The 23,699-nt window shown below is 40.5% G+C and carries 23 protein-coding genes; 1 reads left to right on the plus strand and 22 read right to left on the minus strand.

Annotation, left to right across the window (positions count from 1 at the left end):
• Positions 1-6: 6 nt before the first annotated feature.
• Positions 7-1,635, minus strand: a complete 1,629-nt coding sequence (ilvB, locus tag WAA20_RS10305; RefSeq protein WP_073389823.1) for a biosynthetic-type acetolactate synthase large subunit — start codon at positions 1,633-1,635, stop codon at positions 7-9.
• 123 nt (positions 1,636-1,758) lie between these two features.
• Positions 1,759-4,272 (minus strand): homocysteine S-methyltransferase family protein, encoded by a 2,514-nt coding sequence (locus tag WAA20_RS10310; protein WP_073389824.1) that lies wholly within the window; start codon positions 4,270-4,272, stop codon positions 1,759-1,761.
• Positions 4,273-5,119: 847 nt separating this feature from the next.
• On the opposite strand from WAA20_RS10310, the gene WAA20_RS10315 reads away from it, so the two are divergent.
• Positions 5,120-5,563: a hypothetical protein gene (locus WAA20_RS10315; protein ID WP_338800906.1), complete on the plus strand. Its 444-nt coding sequence runs from the start codon at positions 5,120-5,122 to the stop codon at positions 5,561-5,563.
• Between the two features lie 94 nt (positions 5,564-5,657).
• Here the strand turns inward: WAA20_RS10315 and atpC are convergent, their stop codons facing one another.
• The 20 genes from atpC to WAA20_RS10415 all read right to left on the minus strand — a co-directional run bounded on the left by atpC (position 5,658) and on the right by WAA20_RS10415 (position 23,409).
• Entirely contained in the window at positions 5,658-6,086 is a 429-nt protein-coding gene (gene atpC / locus WAA20_RS10320) for an ATP synthase F1 subunit epsilon (RefSeq protein WP_073389826.1), read from the minus strand.
• Between the two features lie 126 nt (positions 6,087-6,212).
• Complete coding sequence (atpD, locus tag WAA20_RS10325; protein ID WP_073389827.1) at positions 6,213-7,601, minus strand: F0F1 ATP synthase subunit beta; 1,389 nt, start codon at positions 7,599-7,601, stop codon at positions 6,213-6,215.
• A gap of 18 nt (positions 7,602-7,619) precedes the next feature.
• Positions 7,620-8,576: an ATP synthase F1 subunit gamma gene (atpG, locus tag WAA20_RS10330; protein ID WP_073389829.1), complete on the minus strand. Its 957-nt coding sequence runs from the start codon at positions 8,574-8,576 to the stop codon at positions 7,620-7,622.
• Positions 8,577-8,605: 29 nt separating this feature from the next.
• The gene (gene atpA, locus WAA20_RS10335; RefSeq protein ID WP_073389830.1) at positions 8,606-10,399 is read right to left on the minus strand and encodes a F0F1 ATP synthase subunit alpha; all 1,794 of its coding nucleotides are present in this window, start codon (positions 10,397-10,399) and stop codon (positions 8,606-8,608) included.
• A 38-nt stretch (positions 10,400-10,437) separates the two neighbouring features.
• Positions 10,438-10,944, minus strand: a complete 507-nt coding sequence (locus WAA20_RS10340; protein ID WP_073389831.1) for an ATP synthase F0 subunit B — start codon at positions 10,942-10,944, stop codon at positions 10,438-10,440.
• A 29-nt stretch (positions 10,945-10,973) separates the two neighbouring features.
• A complete protein-coding gene (gene atpE, locus WAA20_RS10345; protein WP_073389833.1) occupies positions 10,974-11,189 on the minus strand; it encodes an ATP synthase F0 subunit C in 216 nt (71 codons plus the stop codon).
• A gap of 181 nt (positions 11,190-11,370) precedes the next feature.
• Positions 11,371-12,099 carry a F0F1 ATP synthase subunit A gene (locus WAA20_RS10350; protein ID WP_073389834.1) on the minus strand — a complete coding sequence of 243 codons (729 nt, stop codon included), beginning with the start codon at positions 12,097-12,099 and terminating at the stop codon, positions 11,371-11,373.
• A gap of 110 nt (positions 12,100-12,209) precedes the next feature.
• Positions 12,210-12,416 (minus strand): hypothetical protein, encoded by a 207-nt coding sequence (locus WAA20_RS10355; protein WP_073389836.1) that lies wholly within the window; start codon positions 12,414-12,416, stop codon positions 12,210-12,212.
• A gap of 222 nt (positions 12,417-12,638) precedes the next feature.
• Positions 12,639-13,241 carry a hypothetical protein gene (locus WAA20_RS10360; RefSeq protein WP_139263848.1) on the minus strand — a complete coding sequence of 201 codons (603 nt, stop codon included), beginning with the start codon at positions 13,239-13,241 and terminating at the stop codon, positions 12,639-12,641.
• Positions 13,238-14,368 carry a hypothetical protein gene (locus tag WAA20_RS10365; protein ID WP_073389839.1) on the minus strand — a complete coding sequence of 377 codons (1,131 nt, stop codon included), beginning with the start codon at positions 14,366-14,368 and terminating at the stop codon, positions 13,238-13,240. Before WAA20_RS10365 ends, WAA20_RS10360 begins: the two co-directional genes overlap by 4 nt.
• A gap of 133 nt (positions 14,369-14,501) precedes the next feature.
• Positions 14,502-15,908: an MBOAT family O-acyltransferase gene (locus tag WAA20_RS10370; RefSeq protein ID WP_073389840.1), complete on the minus strand. Its 1,407-nt coding sequence runs from the start codon at positions 15,906-15,908 to the stop codon at positions 14,502-14,504.
• A 629-nt stretch (positions 15,909-16,537) separates the two neighbouring features.
• Positions 16,538-17,041, minus strand: coding sequence for an HAD domain-containing protein (locus WAA20_RS10375; RefSeq protein WP_073389842.1), 504 nt, complete (start codon positions 17,039-17,041; stop codon positions 16,538-16,540).
• 58 nt (positions 17,042-17,099) lie between these two features.
• Positions 17,100-17,426 (minus strand): dUTP diphosphatase, encoded by a 327-nt coding sequence (locus WAA20_RS10380; protein ID WP_073389843.1) that lies wholly within the window; start codon positions 17,424-17,426, stop codon positions 17,100-17,102.
• 165 nt (positions 17,427-17,591) lie between these two features.
• Complete coding sequence (locus WAA20_RS10385; protein ID WP_073389845.1) at positions 17,592-18,041, minus strand: 8-oxo-dGTP diphosphatase; 450 nt, start codon at positions 18,039-18,041, stop codon at positions 17,592-17,594.
• An 81-nt stretch (positions 18,042-18,122) separates the two neighbouring features.
• Positions 18,123-18,554: a GNAT family N-acetyltransferase gene (locus WAA20_RS10390; RefSeq protein ID WP_278308466.1), complete on the minus strand. Its 432-nt coding sequence runs from the start codon at positions 18,552-18,554 to the stop codon at positions 18,123-18,125.
• A 276-nt stretch (positions 18,555-18,830) separates the two neighbouring features.
• A complete protein-coding gene (locus WAA20_RS10395) occupies positions 18,831-19,637 on the minus strand; it encodes a hypothetical protein (RefSeq protein WP_073389848.1) in 807 nt (268 codons plus the stop codon).
• Between the two features lie 122 nt (positions 19,638-19,759).
• A complete protein-coding gene (locus tag WAA20_RS10400; protein WP_073389850.1) occupies positions 19,760-20,734 on the minus strand; it encodes a translation initiation factor 2 in 975 nt (324 codons plus the stop codon).
• A gap of 2 nt (positions 20,735-20,736) precedes the next feature.
• The gene (locus WAA20_RS10405; RefSeq protein ID WP_073389851.1) at positions 20,737-21,174 is read right to left on the minus strand and encodes a DUF4869 domain-containing protein; all 438 of its coding nucleotides are present in this window, start codon (positions 21,172-21,174) and stop codon (positions 20,737-20,739) included.
• 219 nt (positions 21,175-21,393) lie between these two features.
• The gene (locus WAA20_RS10410) at positions 21,394-22,284 is read right to left on the minus strand and encodes an aminoglycoside phosphotransferase family protein (protein WP_073389853.1); all 891 of its coding nucleotides are present in this window, start codon (positions 22,282-22,284) and stop codon (positions 21,394-21,396) included.
• 123 nt (positions 22,285-22,407) lie between these two features.
• On the minus strand, positions 22,408-23,409 hold the full coding sequence (locus WAA20_RS10415; RefSeq protein ID WP_073389854.1) for a hypothetical protein: 1,002 nt from the start codon (positions 23,407-23,409) through the stop codon (positions 22,408-22,410).
• Positions 23,410-23,699 lie beyond the last annotated feature (290 nt).

Here is a 23,699-nt window from a genome sequence, read left to right on the forward strand (position 1 = left end):
TCCGTTTTAACCTTTCGCCAGATCCATCGGATCAGTCATAACTTCCAGAAGGACAGCGTGCTCGTTATTAAGGAAATCCTTGATCTCCTTATCAATGTCGCTACCTCCGTCAATCTTCTGATAATCCATACCGTATGCCTTTGCGATCATATCAAGTTCAGGTTTACCTGCGATATCAACCATTGCATACTTATCTTTATAAGAATAATGCTGATATTCGCGGACCATTCCAAGGTAGTTGTTTCTATATACGATTATCTTGAGCGGAACCTTCTGCTGATCCATAGTTGCAAGCTCCATCATAGACATCTGGAAGCCGCCGTCTCCGCAGGATGCAACAACCTGTCTGTCAGGGTCCGCAAGCTTAGCGCCAAGAGCCGCAGGAATAGCATATCCCATGGTTCCCATACCACCACTTGTCATAAATCTCTGATGCTCTTTGATCCTGAAAAACGCTGTTGCCCAGATCTGGTTCTGTCCTACATCTGCAACGAATACTCCGTTGTCATCCATAGCTTTAGCGAGCTTTCCAAGGAACTCTTTGGGATCAACATATTCTTTTGATATATCAGGTCTTGGATCAGGATGCCCTGCTTTATAATCCGTAAGGAATTCAAGCCATTCTTTATGATCCCTTGCATTTATATCAATTGTATTGAGCTTTGTGAAAATATGTTTAAGATCACCAACAAGCGGAATCGTAGGTCCTACGTTCTTGCCTATCTCGGCGGGATCTACATCTATATGAATAAGAACTGTATTATCTGTGATAAGTTCAGGTCTGTTGACTGCTCTGTCTGCAACGCGGGCACCAACCATAAGGACAAGATCTGAATCCTTCAGAGCTTTATTGGCATAAGCTCTTCCGTTATTGCCGACCATGCCGAAATAAAGAGGATTGTCATTAGTAATAGTGCCAAGTCCCATCATTGTAGATACTACAGGTATCTGGCACTTAGCCGCAAAATCCCTTATCTCCTGCGCCGCATCAGAAAGGTGAACGCCTCCGCCAACGCACATTACAGGCTTTTTGGATCTTTCTACTTCTTTGACAAGCTTCTTGATCTGAGCCATATTGCCTTCAACAGTGGGCTTGTAGGTTCTCATGCTGACTGTTTCAGGATAAGAGAACTTATTAATCTGAGCCTGCTGTATATCAATAGGAATATCAATAAGGACAGGTCCTTTTCTTCCGGAATTAGCTATATAAAAGGCTTCCTTGAAGATCTTAGGGATGTCGTTAACGTTTCTTACAAGATAGCTGTATTTAACAAAAGACTCTACAGCGCCTGTGATATCAGCTTCCTGGAATACGTCAGAGCCTATCATAGAGCTGTTAACCTGGCCTGTTATGGCAATAAGCGGGATGCTGTCAGCAAAGGCTGTAGCTATGCCTGTTATAAGGTTAGTTGCACCTGGGCCTGATGTAACGACGCAGACACCGGGCTTACCGCTTATCCTTGCATATCCGCTTGCACAGTGGGCAGCATTCTGCTCTGTACGTATGAGGACGGATTTAATATCTGAATTTAATAAGCTGTTAAAAAATGGAGCGATCGCAACTCCGGGATAACCGAAGAGGATCTCAACATTTTCCTTTTTCAAACACTCAACAATCGCATCTGCACCTATCATGTAGGGGCCTCCTTATATTTGTATTACTTTAATCCTATTATATATCAAAACAATTGATAATATTTATCTAGTTAATACTATATATCGTACAATTGTGTGTATTAATAAATAATATGTTAAAAATTATGCTGTCTGCTCCATAAGTTCATTGACCACTCGTACGCAGTCTGCTGCATCGGTGGAGTAGCCGTCTGCGTTTATTTCTTTGGCATAGTCTTCTGTTACGCAGGCGCCGCCGATGATGATCTTGGCGGTACAGCCACGCTCTTTGGCAAGCTGGATTACATTTTTCATTTCAACCATTGTTGTGGTCATGAGGGCGCTTAATGCTATTATCTTTGCATTTTCTTTCATGGCCGTTTCTATAATCAGCTCTGACTCTACGTCTTTGCCAAGGTCGATAACTCTATAACCGCAGTTGCCAAGCATCAGCGCTACCAGGTTTTTGCCGATGTCGTGGACGTCGCCGTGGACTGTAGCGATAATTACGGTTCCTTTGGGTTCGCTCTGCTCTCCGCTTTGTTTAAGGAGAGGCTCAAGGACTGCAATTGAGAGTTTCATGGCTTCGGCGCTGGCGATAAGCTGAGGAAGGAAATAGGTTCCTTTATCAAACTTGGCGCCTACGTCGTTGATTGCAGGCATTAAGACGTCGTTTAGGATCTTAGCGGGTTCGCAGCCTGCGTCTATTGCGGTCTGGGTGTTTTGGGCTATTTTTCTTTTGTTTCCGCCCATGACATCTTTATAGAGAATGTCCATGTTGCGCTGAATTGGATCTGAACTTTTCTCATCAGTAGGTGTTCCTGTGCCGGATGCGGCATTGGAAGCTGAACTTCCGGATATGCTTACGGCTATTTTGCCGGCGTCTCCGTCATAGCGCTGCATTCTTGTGATGTATCTAAGGTCTGATTCTTCCTTGTGTTTGAGCAGGTCTGATGCAAATGCGGCGTTGACGAGGAGTTCCTGGGACGGATTTGAGATCGCCATTGTAAGGCCTCTGTCGATCGCCATTGTAAGAAAGGCTGTATTTATGAAGCTTCTCTGGGGCAAGCCAAAAGAGATATTGGAAAGGCCACAGATTGTTGCATAGCCGTTCTCATAGCACCACTGGATAGTTTCAAGGGTCTTGATGGCAGCTTCAGGGTCAGCGCCGACTGTTGCTACAAGGCCGTCAACTACTATATCTGATTTGGTAAGACCGTAGGAAAGAGCCATATCAGTGAGTTCTTTGATGTTAGCGATCTTTTCTTCTATAGTAGTAGGAATTCCGTCTCTGCCTACCGGAAGAAGGATGAACATTGCGCCATATTTTTTTGCAAGAGGTAGACATCGTTCTGCCTTGCCTTCTTCGAGTGATATTGAGTTAATGAGCGCACGTCCCGGATACCAGCGAAGGGCTTCTTCCATAACGTCTACGTTACTTGAATCTATACATATAGGAAGTGATGTGAGCTGAATTACTTCGTTTAAGACTTTCATCATCATCTCATGCTCGTCGATTCCGCTCATTCCGACATTGACATCGAGAATGGCAGCGCCGTCCTCTTCCTGCTTGGTCGTGAAGTCGCAGACCATATCAAGGGAGCCTTCACGAAGCTGAGCCTGAAGTTTCTTTTTACCAGTAGGATTGATTCGCTCGCCGACGATCATGAATGGATCATTTAAGGAAAAAGAAAGTAACTCTCTTTCAGAAGTAAGGCGTCTTAAGCTCTTATCGCCTCTTGTAAGGGGATTACCCTCTTCGTCGCGAGCGCTTGTTGTATCAAAATCAGTGAATTTATCTTTTAACGCTTTGATAAAATCAGGTGTTGAACCGCAGCAGCCACCAATAATGCTGGCGCCGCTATTTAATAAAAGCTCCATGTCATCTGCAAATTCAGATGGCTGCATGTCGTATATGGTCTGGCCGTCTACAACGGAAGGCATTCCGGCGTTGGGCTTAGCGATTATCGGAATGTTTGTAACCTGAGCCATACGTCTTATTACAGCCGCCATCTTGTCAGGGCCTGTTGAGCAGTTAGCACCAACTGCGCAGGCGCCAAGGGATTCGAGAACTACTGCAGCGCACTCGGGAGTTGTTCCGTATAGTGTCTTGCCGTCACCTTCGAACGTAAGTGTTACCATTACAGGAAGGTCTGAAACTTCCTTGGCAGCGATCATTGCTGCTCTGCATTCCTGAAGGCTCATCATTGTTTCTACTACGAGGAGGTCTGCTCCTGCCTCGTCTATAACTTTGATCTGTTCCTTATATACTTCTATGAGTTCTTCAAAAGAAAGGTCGCCTACAGGCTGGAGTTGGCGGCCTGTCATTGTGATATCGCCTGCAACGAGGGCTTTGCCTTCTACTGCTTCTTTTGAAAGTTTAATAAGGTCTGTATTCATCTGGACTAGCTTATCTTCTAGTCCGTATTCTTTTAACTTAATTCTTGATGCGGTGAATGTTGGTGCGTAGACTATGTTACTTCCTGCATTTGCATATCTTCTTTGCAGATCTATCATGACATCGCGGTGGTTTAAGATCCACTCTTCGGGGCATACGCCTGCGGGCATTCCTGCTTTCATGAGGTTGGTGCCGGTGGCACCGTCTAAAAAAATGGGGTGGTTATTTTTGAAAAAATTTTCGAAATCTTGCCTGGTCAAAAAGGGCCTCCTATAAAAACGCATTTCACTTTACTGCGTTAATTTACGATATTTGTATTATCCTATCACAGACACCCGCAAACTACAACTCTTCATTTGGGGGGCGTGGTAGCGTAGCTGCGGGACTGAGGAAATAAAGTCATAAGCCTCAGTTGAAAATAATACGGATATTCCTAAGTGTCTTATCCGCTTTCGTGGACATGCTATACTGCAGCTCCTAAGACACTAAGGAAAATCTGTATTTTTTCAAAATCGGCTTATGACTTTATTTCCTCAGTCCCGCCATCTACGTTCACGCACGTTGTAGTTAATGAGGGTGTTTGCCAAGCGTAATTAGATATAAAAAGCAATACTTGTGTTGCCCTTTTTATTATGACGTATTAGAATATGTTGATAGGTTTTCTTAAGTATATATGCAGTTTTATAATATATGCTTTTATCGAGAATATAAGCATTTTCTAGTTATTTAGCTAATTATATATTATGACGTAAGGGTCAAAAGTCATTTCGATTCGAGCTTGCTCGAAATCGAATATGAATTTATGACCCGCAAAACATGAGCAAAGTAGCACGTAGTGCGGATTTGCGAATGTTTTAGGATTGTGAGAGTTTCGAAGAAACGGAACAATCCGTTAGTCATAAGGTGTCAAAAGGAACTTTTGACACCTACCTCATATTATTATAAGAAATACAACCTACAAATAACAAAAATACTTTTTAGCGTAAGGGGAATGAGATTTTGAATTTTATTAAAAGGAATATAACTATATTATCGATATTATTAGTCTCCGTTATTGGTTTATGCGGATGTGGTAAGAATAGTGAGCTTGAGTCTTATAAGACTAGTATGAAGACTTTTTTTACAGAGGTTTCCGATTGTAATGATGCTATGAACAGTATTGATCCTAATGCTGATGATGCACCGGCGCAGCTGCTTACTTATATTGATAAGTTAAATGCAAGTTTTGCTACTATGGCGACATTGGAGGTTCCGAGTGAATTCAAGGCTGCGGAGGGGCTGGCTGATGAGGCGGCAGATAATATGGCTAAGGCTGCGATTTCTTATCATGAGGCTTATGATGGGGAGTTTAATGCCCAGGCTGAATCTACTGCGAGCCAGTACTATGAAAGAGCTTTTGTAAGGGTTCAGTATATTGTTTCTATTCTTCATGGGGAGATTCCGGAGGGTGAAGGTGTTACTGTAACTACGCAGGAAGCTGGTCAGATCGATCCTGTTGAAGAAGGAACAACTGAACAACAACAACAACAACAACAACAACAACAACAATAATAAACAGCAACAAAAATAGTGACAGAAAAGCGAGCAGCTTATGATAACTGCTCGCTTTTTTATCCAATAATTTTATTTTATTTAACTGCTCGCCTTAGTCAAGTCCGCCGATTCTCTTGTTTGTGGCTTTAAGTCTTGAAAGAGCTCTTGCCATGGCGGCTTGGGACATTTTGTATTCTGCGATGGAGTTCTTCTGACGCATACGCTCTTTGGCAACTTCAAGAGCTTCTTTTGCTCTTCTGATGTCGATATCTTCAGGTCGCTCTATGGTGTCGGCAAGGACGAGGCATCTGTTGTTGGCGAACTGAACAGAGCCGTTGCCGCATACGCCTGTGACTACTTCGCCGTCAGGTTTTCTGATCTTGATTTCGCCGGCGTAGATGGCAACCCACATTTCCTCATGATGAGACTGGATACACAGTTCGCCGTCGCTACAAGGCAGGGTGATACTGGCAGCTCTTCCGTCAAAAAATATTCCGTTTATTGACATGACCTGAAGGCCAAATGTATTAACATTTGCCATAAACTACTCCTGGTAAATATCGTCTTAATCTGTTTGACATTTATTCTGACAGACTTAAAACTTTTGTATTAGCATCTTGTCATAAGAATCTGAAACAGCTAAGACTATATATCTATTACATTCTTTTTATTCAAGTGATTTAGCTTTCTCTACTACATCGTCGATCTTACCAACGTTGAAGAATGCTACTTCCGGATACTGATCCATTTCTCCGCCGACAATAGCTTCGAAGCCTTTTATTGTATCTTCGAGAGAAACGTACTTGCCGGGAACACCTGTAAACTGCTCAGCTACGTGGAATGGCTGAGACAAGAATCTCTGTATCTTACGTGCTCTGTAAACTGTCTGCTTATCATCTTCGCCAAGTTCTTCCATACCGAGGATAGCGATGATGTCCTGAAGCTCTTTATACTTCTGAAGCATCTCAGTTACTTTGCGGGCGATATTGTAGTGTCTTTCACCAACAACATCTGCTTCAAGGATACGGCTTGAAGATTCAAGAGGATCAACAGCCGGATAGATACCCTGCTCTACGATCTTACGGGACAAAACTGTCTGCGCATCAAGGTGAGCAAAGGTTGTAGCAGGTGCAGGGTCTGTAAGGTCATCTGCAGGTACGTATACAGCCTGAACTGATGTAACAGATCCTGTCTTGGTTGAAGCGATTCGCTCCTGCAAGGATCCAAGGTCAGTTGCAAGTGTAGGCTGATAACCTACGGCTGAAGGCATACGTCCAAGGAGTGATGAAACCTCAGAACCAGCCTGAATAAATCTGAAAATATTATCAATGAAAAGAAGTACGTCCTGATTCTTAACATCACGGAAATACTCAGCCATTGTAAGTCCTGTCTCAGCAACACGCATACGTGCTCCCGGGGGCTCATTCATCTGTCCGAATACCAGGGCTGTTTTTGATAAAACACCTGATTCTTTCATTTCGGACCAAAGGTCGTTACCTTCACGGCTTCTCTCTCCAACTCCTGTGAAAATAGAGTATCCACCGTGCTCGGATGCTACGTTCTGGATAAGTTCCTGTATAAGTACAGTCTTACCAACGCCGGCACCGCCGAAGAGTCCGACCTTACCACCTTTAGAATATGGCGCAAGGAGGTCTATAACCTTGATACCTGTCTCGAGTATCTCAACAACAGGGCTCTGCTCAGAAAGTGGCGGAGCTTCTCTGTGTATAGACCAGTGCTCTCCGTGTTCCAGAGAAGGCCCATTATCAATGGTCTGTCCTGTAACATTGAAGAGTCTTCCAAGGGTATCATCACCAACAGGTACCTGAATAGGAGCCCCTGTAGGATGAACTGTCATGTCTTTGGAAAGGCCTTCTGATGCAGCAAGCATAATACATCTTACTGTATTATCGCCAATGTGCTGGGCAACTTCCATTACAACTTTTTTGTTATTGTTGATAACTTCAAGAGCATCGTCGATATGTGGCAGATCAGAATCCTGAAACTCAACGTCTACAACAGGACCCATGACCTGTACTATTCTGCCATCTTTCACTTTGCACCTCTTTTACTATTATTGCTTAATTAATGCCTGTTTGGTTGCTTCTCTCATCTGTGCCTGAAGCTCGTGGGCTCTTTTTAAGGCTCTGGCTCCGGCTGCGATCTCAGTTATTTCCTGTGTGATCCTCGCCTGCCTCTGCCTGTTATACTGGATCGAAAGATCATGTATCATCTGCTTGGCATTGTCATTTGCAGTATCCATAGCCATCATACGGCTGTTCTGCACCGAGCAGAAAGCTTCAACCATAGCTCCGTATATATAACCTGTTACCAGTGACGGGACTATGTTATCAAGTACCGCTTCCGGACTTGGCAGCATCAAGAACTCTTCCAAAGGAGTCGTAATACCTGCCATTCTCATCATTTCATCGTTGTTCTTAGGTCTTTCAAGAGGAAGGAGCTTTTCGAAATGTGTCTCACATACAAGGCTATTCTTCATAGCTGTGTAGATAATGTTAATTTCTTCGAGTTCTCCTCTAAGATAAGGATCAAGAACCATTGAAGATATCCATCTTGCACGTGACAGAGTTGGATTTTGTGCTGTATAGTGGAACTCTTCTTCGACAGGAATATTTTTTCTCAAAAAATATTGTCTGCCCATCTCTCCTATTACATAAAGCTTCCAGTTATCTCCATCTTCTTTAAGATGTTCTTCTGCAATTTTTAGGACATTATGATTATAAGCTCCCGCAAGTCCCTTATCGTCAGTGATGATGATGTAGCCTCTTTTGATCTCTTTAGGATCCTTTTCTTTGTGCTGGTTGAGGAATGGATCGTTGGAATCTTCGGGAAGATGTCTCATAACTCTGTCCAGCATTCCTCTGGCAGCATAAAAGTAAGGCTCTGTCTCTTCAAGCATTTTTCTGGCTTTGCGGAGCTTATTGGACGCAATCATATACATTGCGTTCGTGATTTTCATGGTGTCATTGACACTTTTGATTCTGTCCTGAATCTCTTTTATATCAGCCAAATCATTGCCTCATTTAAACTAAAAATTTGTTACTCAGAAATAAGATTCTTGTTCTTTTCAAAGAAAGCGTCAACAGATTTCTCGATTTCTTTTCTCAGTTCATCAGGAAGCTCTTTGCCGTTGGTAAGTTCAGCTATTACATCCTTTTCGTTCTTCTCAAACCAGTCAAGGAGCTTAGCCTGAACGCTCTTAACCTGAGAAGGTTCAACCTTATCAAGCTTACCGCTGTTAGCTGCAACAAGTGTGATAACCTGTTCGTACATTGCAAGCGGATGTCCAAGTGGCTGTTTCAAAAGTTCCATGAGAACTTTACCGTGGTTGAGCTGTTTCTTGGTTGTCTCATCAAGATCTGAAGAAAACTGTGTGAAAACAGCCATTTCTCTGTACTGGGCAAGGTCGATACGGATAGAACCTGCAGCTTTTTTCATAGCTTTGGTCTGAGCCGCGGAACCTACACGGGATACAGAAAGACCTACGTTAACAGCGGGTCTCTGGCCTTCAAAGAAAAGGTCACTTTCAAGGAATATCTGACCATCCGTGATAGAGATAACGTTGGTCGGAATGTAAGCAGAAACGTCACCCGCCTGGGTTTCAATGATTGGAAGTGCTGTCATTGAACCGCCGCCATTCTCGGGTGAAAGCTTACTTGATCTTTCAAGAAGTCTTGAGTGAAGATAGAAAACGTCTCCGGGATATGCTTCACGTCCTGGTGATCTTTCAAGAAGGAGTGACAGCGCTCTATAAGCAACTGCATGCTTGGAAAGATCATCATAAACGATAAGGACATCGCGTCCCTGCTGCATGAAGTATTCACCGATCGCAGTACCTGCATATGGTGCAATGTACTGAAGAGGAGATGTATCAGCTGCAGTTGAGGATACAACTACTGTGTAATCCATAGCACCGGCCTGAGTCAGTGTGTTTATGATATGGGCAACTGTTGATGCCTTCTGACCTATGGCTACATAGATACAGATAACATTTTTGCCCTTCTGATTCATGATAGTATCTGTTGCTATAGATGTCTTACCGGTCTGTCTGTCACCGATGATAAGCTCACGCTGACCACGGCCGATAGGGAACATTGTATCGATAGAAAGGATACCTGTCTCCATAGGCTCATTAACAGACTGTCTGTCTATAATTCCGGGAGCCGGTCTCTCAACCGGATAATATTCCGTTGTTGAGATTGGCGGCTTACCATCAAGGGGCTCACCAAGAGCATTGACTACTCTTCCTATAAGTTCATCACCTACAGGAACACCGGCTTCTTTATATGTACGCATAACCTGACTTGACTGGGTTATGTTTTCATCTGAACCAAAAAGTATACATCCGACGTGGTCACGTCTTATATCCTGTACCATTCCTTTGGTACCATCTTCAAACTGGACGATCTCACCATAGAAGGCTCTGTCGAGTCCTACTACCTGGGCGATACCATCACCAACCCATGATACTTTACCAACTTCTCTACTTTCGATAGAGAGGTCAAAAATATCTACATGGCCACGAAGCATAGAAACAACGCTTTTTGAAGGACTGGTATCATTGTGTCTTATATTCTTAAGCTTGTTACGAAGCTGCTCAGCTCTTCCTTTATCGCTCCAGTCATATTCATAATTGCCGCAGCGAATAATAAATCCACCACCAATAGATGGATCCAACTGAGTTGTGATCGTGACATCACTTATACCAATTCTGTCACAAAGTATTTTTTTGATCTTATCAAGTTGTTCCTGTTTTGGTGGTTCTCCGGCATATCTTACGACTGCAGTTGAATACTGCGAGCCGGATCCGCCAAATCCACTAATATTACTCATTCAGTCTCCTTAGGGCCATCTACTGGCCAAAAGTTAAATTAATCCTGTTTTTCTGTGCCCTTATCAAATGCATTTTCAATGAATGCATCATAAAGACTGCTGTCGCCTTCTGCTGTATGTGAATTTGCAGCGATCTTGGCAGCGGCATCGATTACAACATCACTAAGTTCAGCCAGATATTTAGCACGTTCACGCTCGGCATCAGCCTTAGCATGTACTCTGGCTTCTTCAATGATTGTATCTGCTTCTTTGTGGGCGTTGGTTATGATCTCATTGTACTGAGCATAGCCTTTTTCACGGGCTTCACTCATAACCTTATCCTTCTCAGCTTCCTGAATAGAGAGCTTTTCTTCATACTCTCTCTTAAGATCAGCAGCTTTGATCCTGTCATCTGACGCATCCTGAAGTTGTCCGTCAACATCTTTTCTTCTCTGTTCAAGGATCTTATCAACCTTTTTAAAAAGAATTATACGGAAAGCAACAACCAGTATAAGCAGATTTATTATGTTGTATATAACATTCGCGTTAATGTTTAATAGTTCCATTTTCGCGCTTCCTTTCCCGTCCCCTATTCTTATGCAAATATGATCAGAAGAGCTACGATCATACCATAAATAGCTGTTGCTTCTGCGAGAGCTCCGCCCAGGATAAGAAGTGTCATGATCTTACCACTTGCCTCAGGCTGACGTGCTACTGCATCAACGGCTTTAGCAGTTGCAATACCAATACCGATACCTGCGCCAATTCCTGTGAATGCTGCTATTGCTGCTCCGATTGCTGTTAAGTTCATACTATAATCTCCTTTCGTCAAAAGTCGTTTTTATGCGACTCAATAACTACCATATTTTGTTTTTACAATGCGATCAGCATTTATGATGATCGCACCTTATTAAGTTTTTATTACTGTGGGAGTTAAAAATGTCTATGACATTTTTAACTCTTAGCGATCAATATTGGAAATATTGATCGCCTTATTCTGTTGCTTCTTTGATATACAAACTTGTCAGGAATATAAATACATATGCCTGAAGAAGTCCATCAAACAAGTCAAAATAAACTGATAAAATAGCGGGTGCAATGACAGGAACCATCTTCTTCAAAAGTTCCATAATGATGGTCGCACCAAGAACATTACCAAAAAGACGCATGCAAAGTGATAATGGTCTGATTCCAACCTCAAGAATGTTCATTGGGGTAATGATAGCAACCGGCTGAGCGAAAGACTTAAGCCAGCCTCCGAATTTTCTCTTCCTGATTCCTGCAACTTCAACCATAGTAATGCTGACAAGAGCCAGTGCTATAGTTACATTTAGATCCATTGTAGGAGGAGTTGCTCCAAATAAACCGGACAAGTTGCTGACACCGATAAGAATAAGAGTCGTAACAAGAAAGTCTGTATACTCTATTGCTGTGTGTCCAAGAAAGCCACCTACAAGATTACGTAGTCCAACTACAATAAATTCAGTGATAGCCTGTCTTTTAGAAATGTTGTAAACCTTAAGGTTCCAACTCAGAATTATGCAGATAACAATTAATACCGCCATGATCTTCCACATGGTTACAGTACTACTGCTGATATTGAAAAAGCCATTTCCAAAGGGAATTTCAATAACGGTCTTGTCTTCACCAATAAGTTCTTCGATCAGCCCTCTAATAATAGCGCCGATTCCGGAGCTTTCTGCTGCTTGAGTTTCTGTCATAACTGCCTCCGTATCTTATATCAAAAGTATTAATAATATACCTGATATATTGCTTAAATCTTATTTTCTTTAGACCTGTAAAACCCTAAGTAAGATTGTATAAATGCAGTCTACTCTCCCCGCACTGCATGTACAGCCCAGTATTCGTTGTGATAATTGATTATCTTGTCTGCATTTACAAACTTCTCGTCGTTGATAAAGCAGTGATCTTCTACCTCATCACATACGTAGGTAATACCGTCAGTATCTTCGGCGTTGATCCTGTCAAGCATGCTGGATACTGTCTCGTCGCCGCGGCACAAATAAAAAGATAACATATTCAAGCTCCGTTTATTATAAAACCCTTTTCTGACATTTGTAAGAGTTTTTTGATTTTTTTAATATACAAGCACAATTTTACTTCAATTACTCGAATTTTTGTTGAAATTTATTGAGTCTCAATGCGTATTGACACAAATCTTTGGTTTATGTAACCGTCAATTTTCACAAGAGATGAACTCGAATAATAAAGCTTGTTCACTATATTTTAATATCGGACTTTATCTTAAATACCTTATACTTGAAAGAATTTTATTGAAAATTTTTCCATAGTAAGATCTTGTCCTTTGAGCTGTGATACAAAAGAAGATCATTATTTCAGTCTTGCTTTTATAGAAAAAATACATATCGATATCATAAAAATCATTCGGATCACTATAATCCTCACAGGATACCTTTATGCCTTTTCTGCGTCCTATAAGGATTTCATCAAGATATTTGAAATCCATTGTCTTGCTCTTTTTGGCAACATATAAGGCAAGCTTCCTGAGCTGGTCAAGATTTTCATATCCTCTGTAATCCCCGCGAAGTCTTCGTATACGAAGTGCGGCAGCTGTAAACTCTTTTGTCCCTTCATAAACGTTATCAACGTACATAACGCTTTTATGTTCTTCTCTTTCAGCCAGTTCCCAGTTCATAGGGATCTCATACTCGACACCAAAATCCGTATATCTTTTAAGTCGTAATATATTCCTGCCAGGCATCTTCCCTATAGAGTCTACGCCTTCAAGGGCTTTGCTGACTTTTTCGTATTCCTGATGTTCTTTGTCAAGGAAGGCTGAGTTCATCATCCCAAACAAAGCATCCAAGCTATTCCTGCTCAATAAACCACTCCGTTCTCTATGGAAAAATGAAGCATGTTGTTGAGATATCTCTCTACACACTCAAATACAACAACATCCGGATCATATTCTTCAAGGGATGTGTAGTTATAGTTGTAATACATATCGGATTTTGAGCTATTAAAATGACAAGCAAGATACGGGAAAAGAAGTGCTGAGAAGGAGTCTCCTATTATGAAAAGCTTCCTCTCATCTGCAATTCCAGACTCTACGGTTCCTGTAAAGCTCATTCCGTCTGCAAGTATCTCAACTTTGGCCATATGACCGCTGTAGGCTGTTGCAACAGGGGCCTGTTCCTTGAGGTAGTCTCCCATATTGATCATTCTTGCAAGATCATAAGTATCAGAATTAGCATATACATGCTCTACTGTATCAAGATCAGGCATCTCAAAGCCCCATACTCTTGCTATAGACTGAGCTGCAACGTATGCTCCAAAGTTGTTCCAGTGAGTATCGTACTTGAAATAAAGCTGAGTCTCAGGGTGAGCTTCTTTATATTTCAGGATGTCGCTATAAGGAGATACGATCGTAAGATCTGTATTCTCTGAAAGGTACTGATATACCTGGTTCAGACGGCACTCCTCATTTACAGGGCCGCACATGTCAGGCATATACTCGCTGTATACTCTTGATTTATTAGGTATCATTGTGATAACGAACTCTTTGCCCTGAGAAGCGAGGAAATCTCTTGCTGCGATCATGTTGGCAGCTATCAGCTCAAGCTCTTCCTGGCTGTAGAGATTAGTTCCGGCATAATCTGCAAGCGGATCTTCATCATTATTTTCATGACCTATGTAAAAGAGCCAGCCGTTATCACCAACGATTACGTCATCTGAAGAAGATGTATTAAATATGTGATAATCTATCATGCTATTGAGTGTTACAAGGTAGTTCTTGTAGGGAAGATTATCATTCACATACGCGTCAAACAGCGTAGGGAATTCTGAAATCTGAGTGTTTGTAAGTGTTGGCATCTCAGTCATGACACGGTTTTCCTTATCTGCTGTGCTGCTATCAAGGTATTTACCAATGATGGCATATGCTACAACAGGAAGAATGATCAGAAGTGCCAGTATAGCCATGTATATACTTTGGGTTGATTTTTTCATAATTGTCTATAACCTCTGTAATTTAGGTGATTTGGATGGAATCCTCGGACGTTAAAAATTTATTTTTCCAATAATCCTCGGACGTTAAAAAAGTGTTTTTTAACGTCTAGCGTTTGTATTCCATACAAACGCATTAGAATCTGAAATAAATGAACGGGTTGTATGTATCGTTTGCAAGAAGAAGGATGCAATAAAACAGCACTGCTAAAAGATATACCGCCTCAATCATACTGTTCTTCCACTTTACAGATACTTTATCAAGTCCCTTGATTTCAAAAAGCTTCTGGAAAGGACCTGCTGCAATAATTCCGATAACAAGGATTATCAATGTCTTAGTTGTAACTATAGTACCTATGATGGCACCTGCTGGGCCGTATCTCCATGGGAGCACCATTCTCTTTATAAATGCAAGGGCAAAATGAAGATCATCAGCTCTGAAGAACACCCAGCCTATGATAACTACGAAGAGGCTGTAGATAGTGCCGACAATCCTTGACTTATCAAGTATTTTTCCAAATCCCATTCTTTCAATTATGAGGAAAAAGCCATGATAGAGTCCCCATATAACAAAGGTCCAGCTTGCACCGTGCCAAAGGCCTGTAACTGCAAATACAATGATCAGGTTAAGGTAAGTTCTGTTAATACCTTTTCTATTGCCGCCAAGCGGGATGTAAAGGTAATCTCTGAACCATGATGACAGTGATATATGCCATCTTCTCCAGAATTCCTTGATGGATGCTGAAATGTATGGATAATTGAAGTTCTCAAGGAACTCGAATCCAAACATTCTTCCAAGTCCAATAGCCATATCTGAATATCCTGAGAAGTCATAGTAGATCTCAAGCATGTAACAGATTGCTGCAAGCCATGCCATGGATGCACTGATATCACCAAGATTCATTCCATAGATAGTATCTACTACCTGTGCAAGAACGTTAGAGATGATAACTTTCTTGCCCAGACCGTAGATAAAGCGTCTGAATCCTGTAGCTCTTTTCTCAAGGCAGGCATTCCTATTAAGGATCTGCTCTTCTATGTCCTTGTACTTAACAATAGGTCCTGCAATAAGCTGCGGGAAGAAAGAGATGTAAAGCGCAAGGTTAAGAAGACTCTTCTGAGCCTTGTACTGACCTCTGTAAAGGTCAATTATGTAACTCATAGCCTGGAATGTGAAAAAAGATATGCCGATAGGAAGGGCGATATCATATCTTGGAAGGCTTATGGGCAGGACTGCGTCTATAGTTCCAAGAATGAAATTGCAGTATTTAAAATATCCGATAATTCCGATGTTACCTATAAGTGATAAAACAAGAACACCCTTCTTGTGCTCCGGAAGGCTCTCCATAAGAAGGCCCAGGCCCCAGTTCATGATAACTGACGCAAGAAGTATAAGAAGGTATGCGGGTTCGCCCCAGGCATAGAATAAAAGACTGAAAATCAGAAGTATAATATTCTGCACCTTAATATTACGAACTACTAAACTAAGCACAAATACTATGGGCAGAAAAATCCATAAAAATGTCATGGATGAAAAAACCATAATAATCTCCTCCTATGGGTTTGCATAAACCCAATAAATTTTAGCACATTAAATAAGAACCTTTCAAGGTTGGCGTAGTCTGGGTTTTTGAATTGTCAGACAATTCAAAGCACAATATATGGTATTTTGAACAATCGGTCAACACTATTAGTTTGATTATTTAGTTTTGACCGTTTGAGTTTACAGTATATTGTAGCATGTAAACTGAATTTACAGACAATATAACTTTTTTGATTAAGATGATTGACAATAGCATACCCATCTGTTATATTAAAGTTACTTAATACAAACGGGTACGACATAAGCGAAGAAAGAGTGGCTTACGCTTCACTTGGACGAGCAATAAAAGTGTCAGATCGTATTTTCTGATTCATGAAAGAGTGGCTTATGCTTCACTTGGACAGGGAATCAGGTCAAAGCGGTAAAGAGGAAGCAGTGTGACTGTTCGATCGAATGCCCAAGGCCAGGAAGGTATGATCCCCGTTATCGGTAATAAGTATTTAACAAAAGCGACGATCTTGGATCGTCGCTTTTGTTATTAATAAACTTCTCTCCTGTGATAGAATTAGGCTGTGGCGGGTTCCGGAGGATGGCAGCTTCAAAGTTTAAAGTCTTTACAGGAGAAAAATTTAGTTAATTCTTCTTGTAAGTATGGTTATAGCTTTTTCAACATCTTGATCCGTAAGTCCAACTTCTGGATCTGTCTTAACTTGATGGCTTTGAATTTCGGGATTGTTAAGATCTAGGTCATCAAGTACTACCCAGTTGTCGGAAGGATTTTCTTTCAGCCATGTGAGTATTTCATCAGCTTTGACAAGACTGAAAATCTTGGCTTTTCTTATCTCTTCTGTTGTGAGATCTGGTGTTACGCCTGATATGATCATGTCTTCATTTGCCATTGCATTAATAAAGAACTCTGCTGCGGGTTTTAGCGGATTCATAGATTCATCAAACCAGAATCTCCAGCCGGAATGAAGTATGATCTTGGCGCCGGTTCTATCCACGAGGGTTCCGAGGAGTTTTACTGCAGAAAGATCTACGTATTTGCCTTCACTTATTTCGCGCTGGTGGTCGTTGTCCCAGAACTTTGAGTTAAGGACTCCGTCTACATCTAGAAATATAATATTACTCATAGTATACCTGCTTATCTTAATTATTATAAAAACAACAAAATATTCAAAGGCTAATTAGTTACCATCTTTTCATATTCTTCTCAAACTTGGCGGTATATACTTCCTTCAGTTCTTCGGTTGATATACCATAGCAAAGCAAGACGTCATTGTAGAACATGAGGACGTCAGCTAGTTCTTCTATTAGATGTTCACGTTCGGGATTGTCTTCATTACAAGCCTGATGACCGTTCTTCTTTACTATATCAATTACTTCTCCGACTTCACCAATCATCCATAAGAGCTTATTTTTGCCAACTTCTGGAGAAATTCCTTCCCACTTATCTTTGTACTTGTCCTGCAATTTTCTTTGCATATCAAGCATTTCGTTTATGCCAAAATCAGCCATTTTGTATCTCCTCCCCCGACGTAATTACTCTGTATTACAGTTATTATCATATTTTGTCAGCCTTCGTACTTTTATAACCATCTCATGCATTTTCAAGTTATTGATTATTATATGTACGAAAGTTTAATCGTATAAAACTTCTGCAAATGTATAGTAGGAATTTTGTCATCTTATTGAGACTGTCCAGTTATCGCCGTTCACAAGATACTGAAACTCTGTAAGGTTAGGATTGTTAATGACTTCCAGAAGTTCTTCAAGATCATCAACTGTTTCATATTCTGACAGCTTATTTATATCTACCCATTCCATCTGGCCTTCGTCAGATGAGGCAACTGTTCCTGAAAATTCGCTTGTCTTAAAAAGGAAGACTATATATCTGCCATCTTTGATCGGGAACTGTTTGATTCCTGCGAGTTTGGGATTTTTTATATCAAGTCCAGTCTCTTCTTTCATCTCGCAAATCACCGCATCAACGAAAGATTCACCAGGTTCAACGTGGCCACCCGGAAGTGTATAGCCTTTCCAATCTTCTTTAACTCTATTCTGTAGCAGTACTTTGTCTCCGTCTATAATCAGACAAAGTACTGTTAATTCGGTCATTTCTGTTCTACTCATATTTCCCTCTTCTAATACAGTCCTCTTTAAAATGTCCCATACGTTTTTTCCATTTACTTTTTCTAACCTGACCATAGCTTATTACTCATTATTCTCAAGCAAGCACTTGGTATAGTAGTGTCTTTTTCCTGTATAGGGATACTCTTCAAGGGCAAAAACTTCCTTGTATCCCATTTTGATATAAAAACTTGGTGCCTGAAAAGAGAATGTATCTACGAAGGCGTATTTGCAGCCTCTTTTCCTTGCTTCAGATTCGGCTGCTTCTAACATCTTACTACCGATTCCCTGGCCTCTTAAGCTTTCGTCTACAAAGAAGTAGTGAATACAGAGCCAGTTTCCGAAGGTTTCTCCGGTGAGTCCTGCGAACTTTTGACCATTATCTTCTAAATAAACTCCTAGTGGCACGTTCTCTGATTTTTCGCGATTGCTTAAATTGTACTTCTTAAGCATTTCAAATAGTTCTTGTATGTCCTGTTCATTGCCATCAGAGGTTATTCTAAAACTAGTATTCAAATCTATTTCTCCTTATTTATACGTTCTTCCATTATACGAACAAAAGAGCTTCAAGTACAAGGATTGAAGCTCTTTTTTCATATTTCTTTAATGTATATGTTTTCGCAACTTTGAATCAAGTAAGAGAACTCTTTTGGGATAAAACACCTTGAAGTCTGTCTGGGTCTGCCTTCCAATCTGTTTTTGATATTTTAACGCAACATCAAAAAAGGTGCAAACTATTTAATTAGTCCACACCTTTTTTTATAACGCTATGTTAATTGAAAATTTTATACCTTATGACCAAATTCCTATCTGAACCAGATATCCGTTTTGAATCTTGAAGCTAAGGCCAAGTCCTGAGCCGATGAGATTAGAAATTTTATTACCGAATTCCTCTTTGCTCACAACGGTTGGATCTTCCTCGCCACCGCCAAAGAGGAACCTTGTCTGATCGTTTATCTTCAAAGTATATGTTCCCATACCAATCTCAACCGTGTTCCAGTTTGTATCAAACTGATATATTGCAGCTTCAAGGACTACTGTATCTCCTTTAACTTCAATACTTTTTATATAATGTGGCTGATCCGGAGTCATAAAGTCAGCATTATACGTTCCATCGGGAAGAGTTGAAGCTGATGCTGTATCTTTTTTCTCTTCTGCAGGAGGTGTTGTGGTCTGAGAATCGTCTTTCTTCTCATCTTTAGTTGCAGAATTATCTGCCTTGTCTGCATTACTTGTTGAAGCTTCACTTGATGCATCAGTTGTCTTGTCTGTGGATGAATCTGAAGATTTGTCTGTGTCTGCTGAAGACTTATCTTCGCTTGCGTCATCTACGCTGCCATCTTTTGATGAATCTCCTGTACCAGCTTCATCATTGGCTATATCTGATGCGTCGTTTGATGCTATATCAGAAGTATTATCATCTGCCATCTCATCATCTGCAGGAATGTCTGTTTCAGATCCAGTTTCCATTCCAGCGTCAGTTCCCTGAGCTTCTTCAGATGTCTGCAGTGTTACACTGCTATCGTTTTCACTACCATTTGAGCCGCATCCTGTTAGTAGCATAGTAAGGATGAGCATTGCTACTACTTTTTTCTTCATACCGTTTTCCTTTCGAACTTCAATTGCCGTTTCCCCAATATTAGTGGCAATATTCGACTATTATAATAAAGCTCCGCCTGAGTAGCAAGCGAAGCTTTATAATTATATCCTTTTATATATTTTTAAGTTTGATCATGAATATCAACCTGAGCCGGAATTGAAGAGAGAATCTGACTTAATACCTTACCATCCAAATAGGCCGGATTCAATTTATTCTTAGTATATTTGAGATAAGAATCACTACTCTTTTCTACCAGCAAAGATGTAAAGAACCGTTCCCAGCTAAAATACTTTTCACCATCTATATAATCTTCAGGATTTTGTAAAATGCGTCTTACCTCTGCATCATTTAAAACATCTGAATCAAGAATGATCCATTCAAAAGATTCTGGTAAATACAAACTTATTGATTCGTTTTTTTCAGCCAGATCAAAGACATTAGCCATTTGAGCCCCAAAAGCAGCACCATCAGCTATAATAAGGACATTTCCTTCAATTTCTCCAGATGAAAGCAGGTTAAAAATATTAGCTTTCCCCTTGGCTGAAATGCATTTTATTTTATCAGCGCTTACCGAGCTAAAAAAATCAAATCCTGAATTACTATCTTCTGCAATCAATACATCAGGATGCACGATTGATTCAGGACTGTTTCCATAAATATGATACAACTCATGATAAACCGGCTCTAAGGAGTTATATTTACCAGAAGAATGAATTCCATATATTTCATTAACACTATATGGTAATGCATGAAGATTCTCTCTAGTAATTATCACAAAATAGTTAGTTGAATTTTTTACTGCATTGGCAAAATCCAAAGATGAAACAAAACTATTGCCTTCATCAACAAATACTATACTGTTATTTATTAAGCTCAGCTGTTCCTGCCATGTATTACCTTCCAGCAGTCTGCAAAGAACGTCACAGCTAACTGTAATACCTGTATCAGTACCATTTAGGACATATTCTCTGATCATATCTGCCAGAGTAGTCTTTCCGGTAGCACTGTCTCCCTTGATTACAGTTATATTTCTTTTTATATCTAATTCATATTTCAGATGAGCGCTTTGAACGATCAAATGATGACTTCCATGCATCTTTATACGTACCTCCCGGCAATAGGAATAAGATCCTTCATGTTTGTTACGATTACATCATCATTTAGAATTCGTACTTCAAATGGTTCATCTTTGAATTTCATAATGTGTCGAAGATTGATTGTCACATCCTTATCCTTTGCAATCTCTAATAGCCAGTGAGCACAATTATCGCCGCAATTTGAAGCGTTAAACACTTTATCCGGTACCTTATCTATCAATATAAGTGTTTTAACACCACCAGATAGATTGATTGGTGCGATAACTCCTAATACCGGGCTGTCAATAGCGCCGGTTCCCAGCACTGTTGAACTGTCGACATCTTTTATCATATCTGCAACTCTGGGTTCTGTAATCCAATCTTTTTCATAATTGAATTTAAAATATGCTGATGTATTGTAAATTGCCTCCGGCATATCTCCATAAAAAATATTTAACATGTTTTTTCTCCTGCTATCATAGGTTTTATGCACGAAAAAAGCATCTTGCCTTAATTCTATATGACATGAATGCTTTTTACAACCTATGCCTTTCTGGCAAGCTATATTTGAGCTTGCATCATTCTGATTTTATAGCGTTCCTCAACATCATTTTTGACTAACCGCAATAAAACCTCTACAATATTGAAAAATCAGGTTTTATTCAATGTAATAATCTAACTATTTCCAGCCATTTATTTCTTCTGCCAATTCCCTGGCGTGTTCATAGTACCAGTGATCCTCGTCTTCATCCGCTTCTACAAATTCTACATATTCATTAAGCACAGCCAGCTTAATATCCCTAATATACTGCTCATGATCAGGCTTATCATTAAGACTTTCATACACGCCTTCTACAAAGAGTTTTTTCTGCGCATCATTCATATAAAACGGGAACGTTGCTCTATCTTCAGTGGCATGAGCGATGAACCTTGCGATATCGAGAGAATACGGCATCACGCCGCCAAAGCCCCAGTCAATAATGTAGACTGTTCCTTCTTTTACCACGGCATTAAACTCCATAAAATCACCGTTAGACAACGTTCTGGGACAAGTCTTCTGACGTTCAAGGAAAAGAGCATATGCCTTTCCAATAACAAGATCGCCCTTAATAAAAGCATATCTTCTGCCAATCCTCTCCATATAAACATCAAAGCGCTTGGTATCAGATGAATTCCAGCAACTATTCTGTATCTCAGACAAGCTATCAGCAGCTGCTATAGCCAGCGCATCTGTCACATTTCTAAGATCTTCACCTTCGATGTTCTCTATAACAATCCAAATATCTTCTCCGTCTATGTGGCTACCATAAAACTCAGGGACGTTAAAACCGTGTCCACTTAAGTACTTTTCATAATTAGTAGCTTCACGCTCTGAAGTTTTCTTAAGGATCAGTTCCTTTGATGTAGTTGTTATCTTGTAAACGTCATATTCCCTGTAATCATCCTCTTCATCGGAATAGCGCTCGCAGATTCTGGTGATCTTCTTTATATCTTCAGACGCTAGTACCTTCTTGGCAATATCGTCTATCTTTATGTCAGTATTTTCGATTTCGTATCTTCCAAGCTGCATTTCTTTTATTCCCTGTCATTATTTGTACGTCAATTCATAAAAAGCTCCTAATGCCAAGTATCTTCGTACCAGACATCAGGAGCTTTAAATCCAAAAATATAATTCAAATTTATGAATTGCCTATTAAGACTTATCATTTTTGAGTTTTTTCAGCTCTTTTTGAAGTGCCTCAATTTCTTCAGCCATCTGTTTTCGTACTTCTTCGCCTAGTTTTATCTCCTCGGCCATCTGCTGGCGCATTTCTTCGCCTTGTTTCAAGCCCCTGGCTTCGCCCTCAATGAGGCCCTCTTCCTTACCTTCACGAAAAACCCTAAACTCCGGCAAATCCAATACCTTACCACCCATAATTCCACCTACCTTTTCCTGAACCTTATCATGTTTCATGGATAGTTTGTAAACAACTTTATGTGTTAATCTTATGATAGCATTGTGCGACAGCGCTGACAACTTGCCATTATCAAGTTCCTCATCCAGCCTGTCGATGATACAACGAAACTCTTCCGCAAGTGCCTCCGTCTTATCCTCATCCATATTAATCTTCTTAAGCTGCCTCTCATAGTTGAAAATATAAAACGGAATCATAAGATACAACCGATTCTCAAACAGATGATCTATGGTAAAATCAGACATTTTCATGATCGTAACATCATAAGATATCTCACCCTTCGGCGTCTGAATGATAACCTCCGCTCTGCCTGGCGCCTTATTTGACTTTCGTAAAAGAAGCAGTCCGGTATACGGAAACTTTACCCTCAGAACAGTACCTTCTGTCTCACTTTCATCAATCGCAATCTGGGAATCGTACTCAAACAACCTTACCAGAATAGAATTGTCAAAAGAACTGCTTTCACACTCGATATGGTAGATCTTGCTGACACCATTCTGAGTTATCTTGAAATGAGAATCAGTAATCCTCTTCTCATCAGACTGATCCTCATGTTCAATGAAGTGTTCGTTCCTAAGACGCGTTATTTGTGCGCTGTTATCATAATTCTCATTGTAAAAATAGTTCACAAAGGGAATCACAATATCATCGCACTCCGTCTCCATAGTCCTGAACGCATCATCGTACGAAAAGTCCGAGAAAATCGGCGCGTCCTTTTTAGTTTGCTTGTCATTTTGCATACACATATGCCTCCTACAAATAATAATCCTTCCATCGTTGAAATCGGCATATGCAAGAACTGCTAAGCCTCTCCAGATTGGAAAAAGAACTGTGATAGAAATTCACAGCTTCGTAAGAATAGCATATTGGCATGCAAAATTCAAGACAGATATACGTACGTTTCAATTACTCCCAATCCAAACAAAGAGAACTCTGAATACGACAGTTCATCAGAATCCAAAGACTCAGAATAACTCAAAGCAACAACGCCGCTATCTATTATACTAGCGGCGTTATTTACTCAATAATC

Source organism: Butyrivibrio fibrisolvens (assembly GCF_037113525.1).
Taxonomy (GTDB): Bacteria; Bacillota; Clostridia; order Lachnospirales; family Lachnospiraceae; genus Butyrivibrio; species Butyrivibrio fibrisolvens.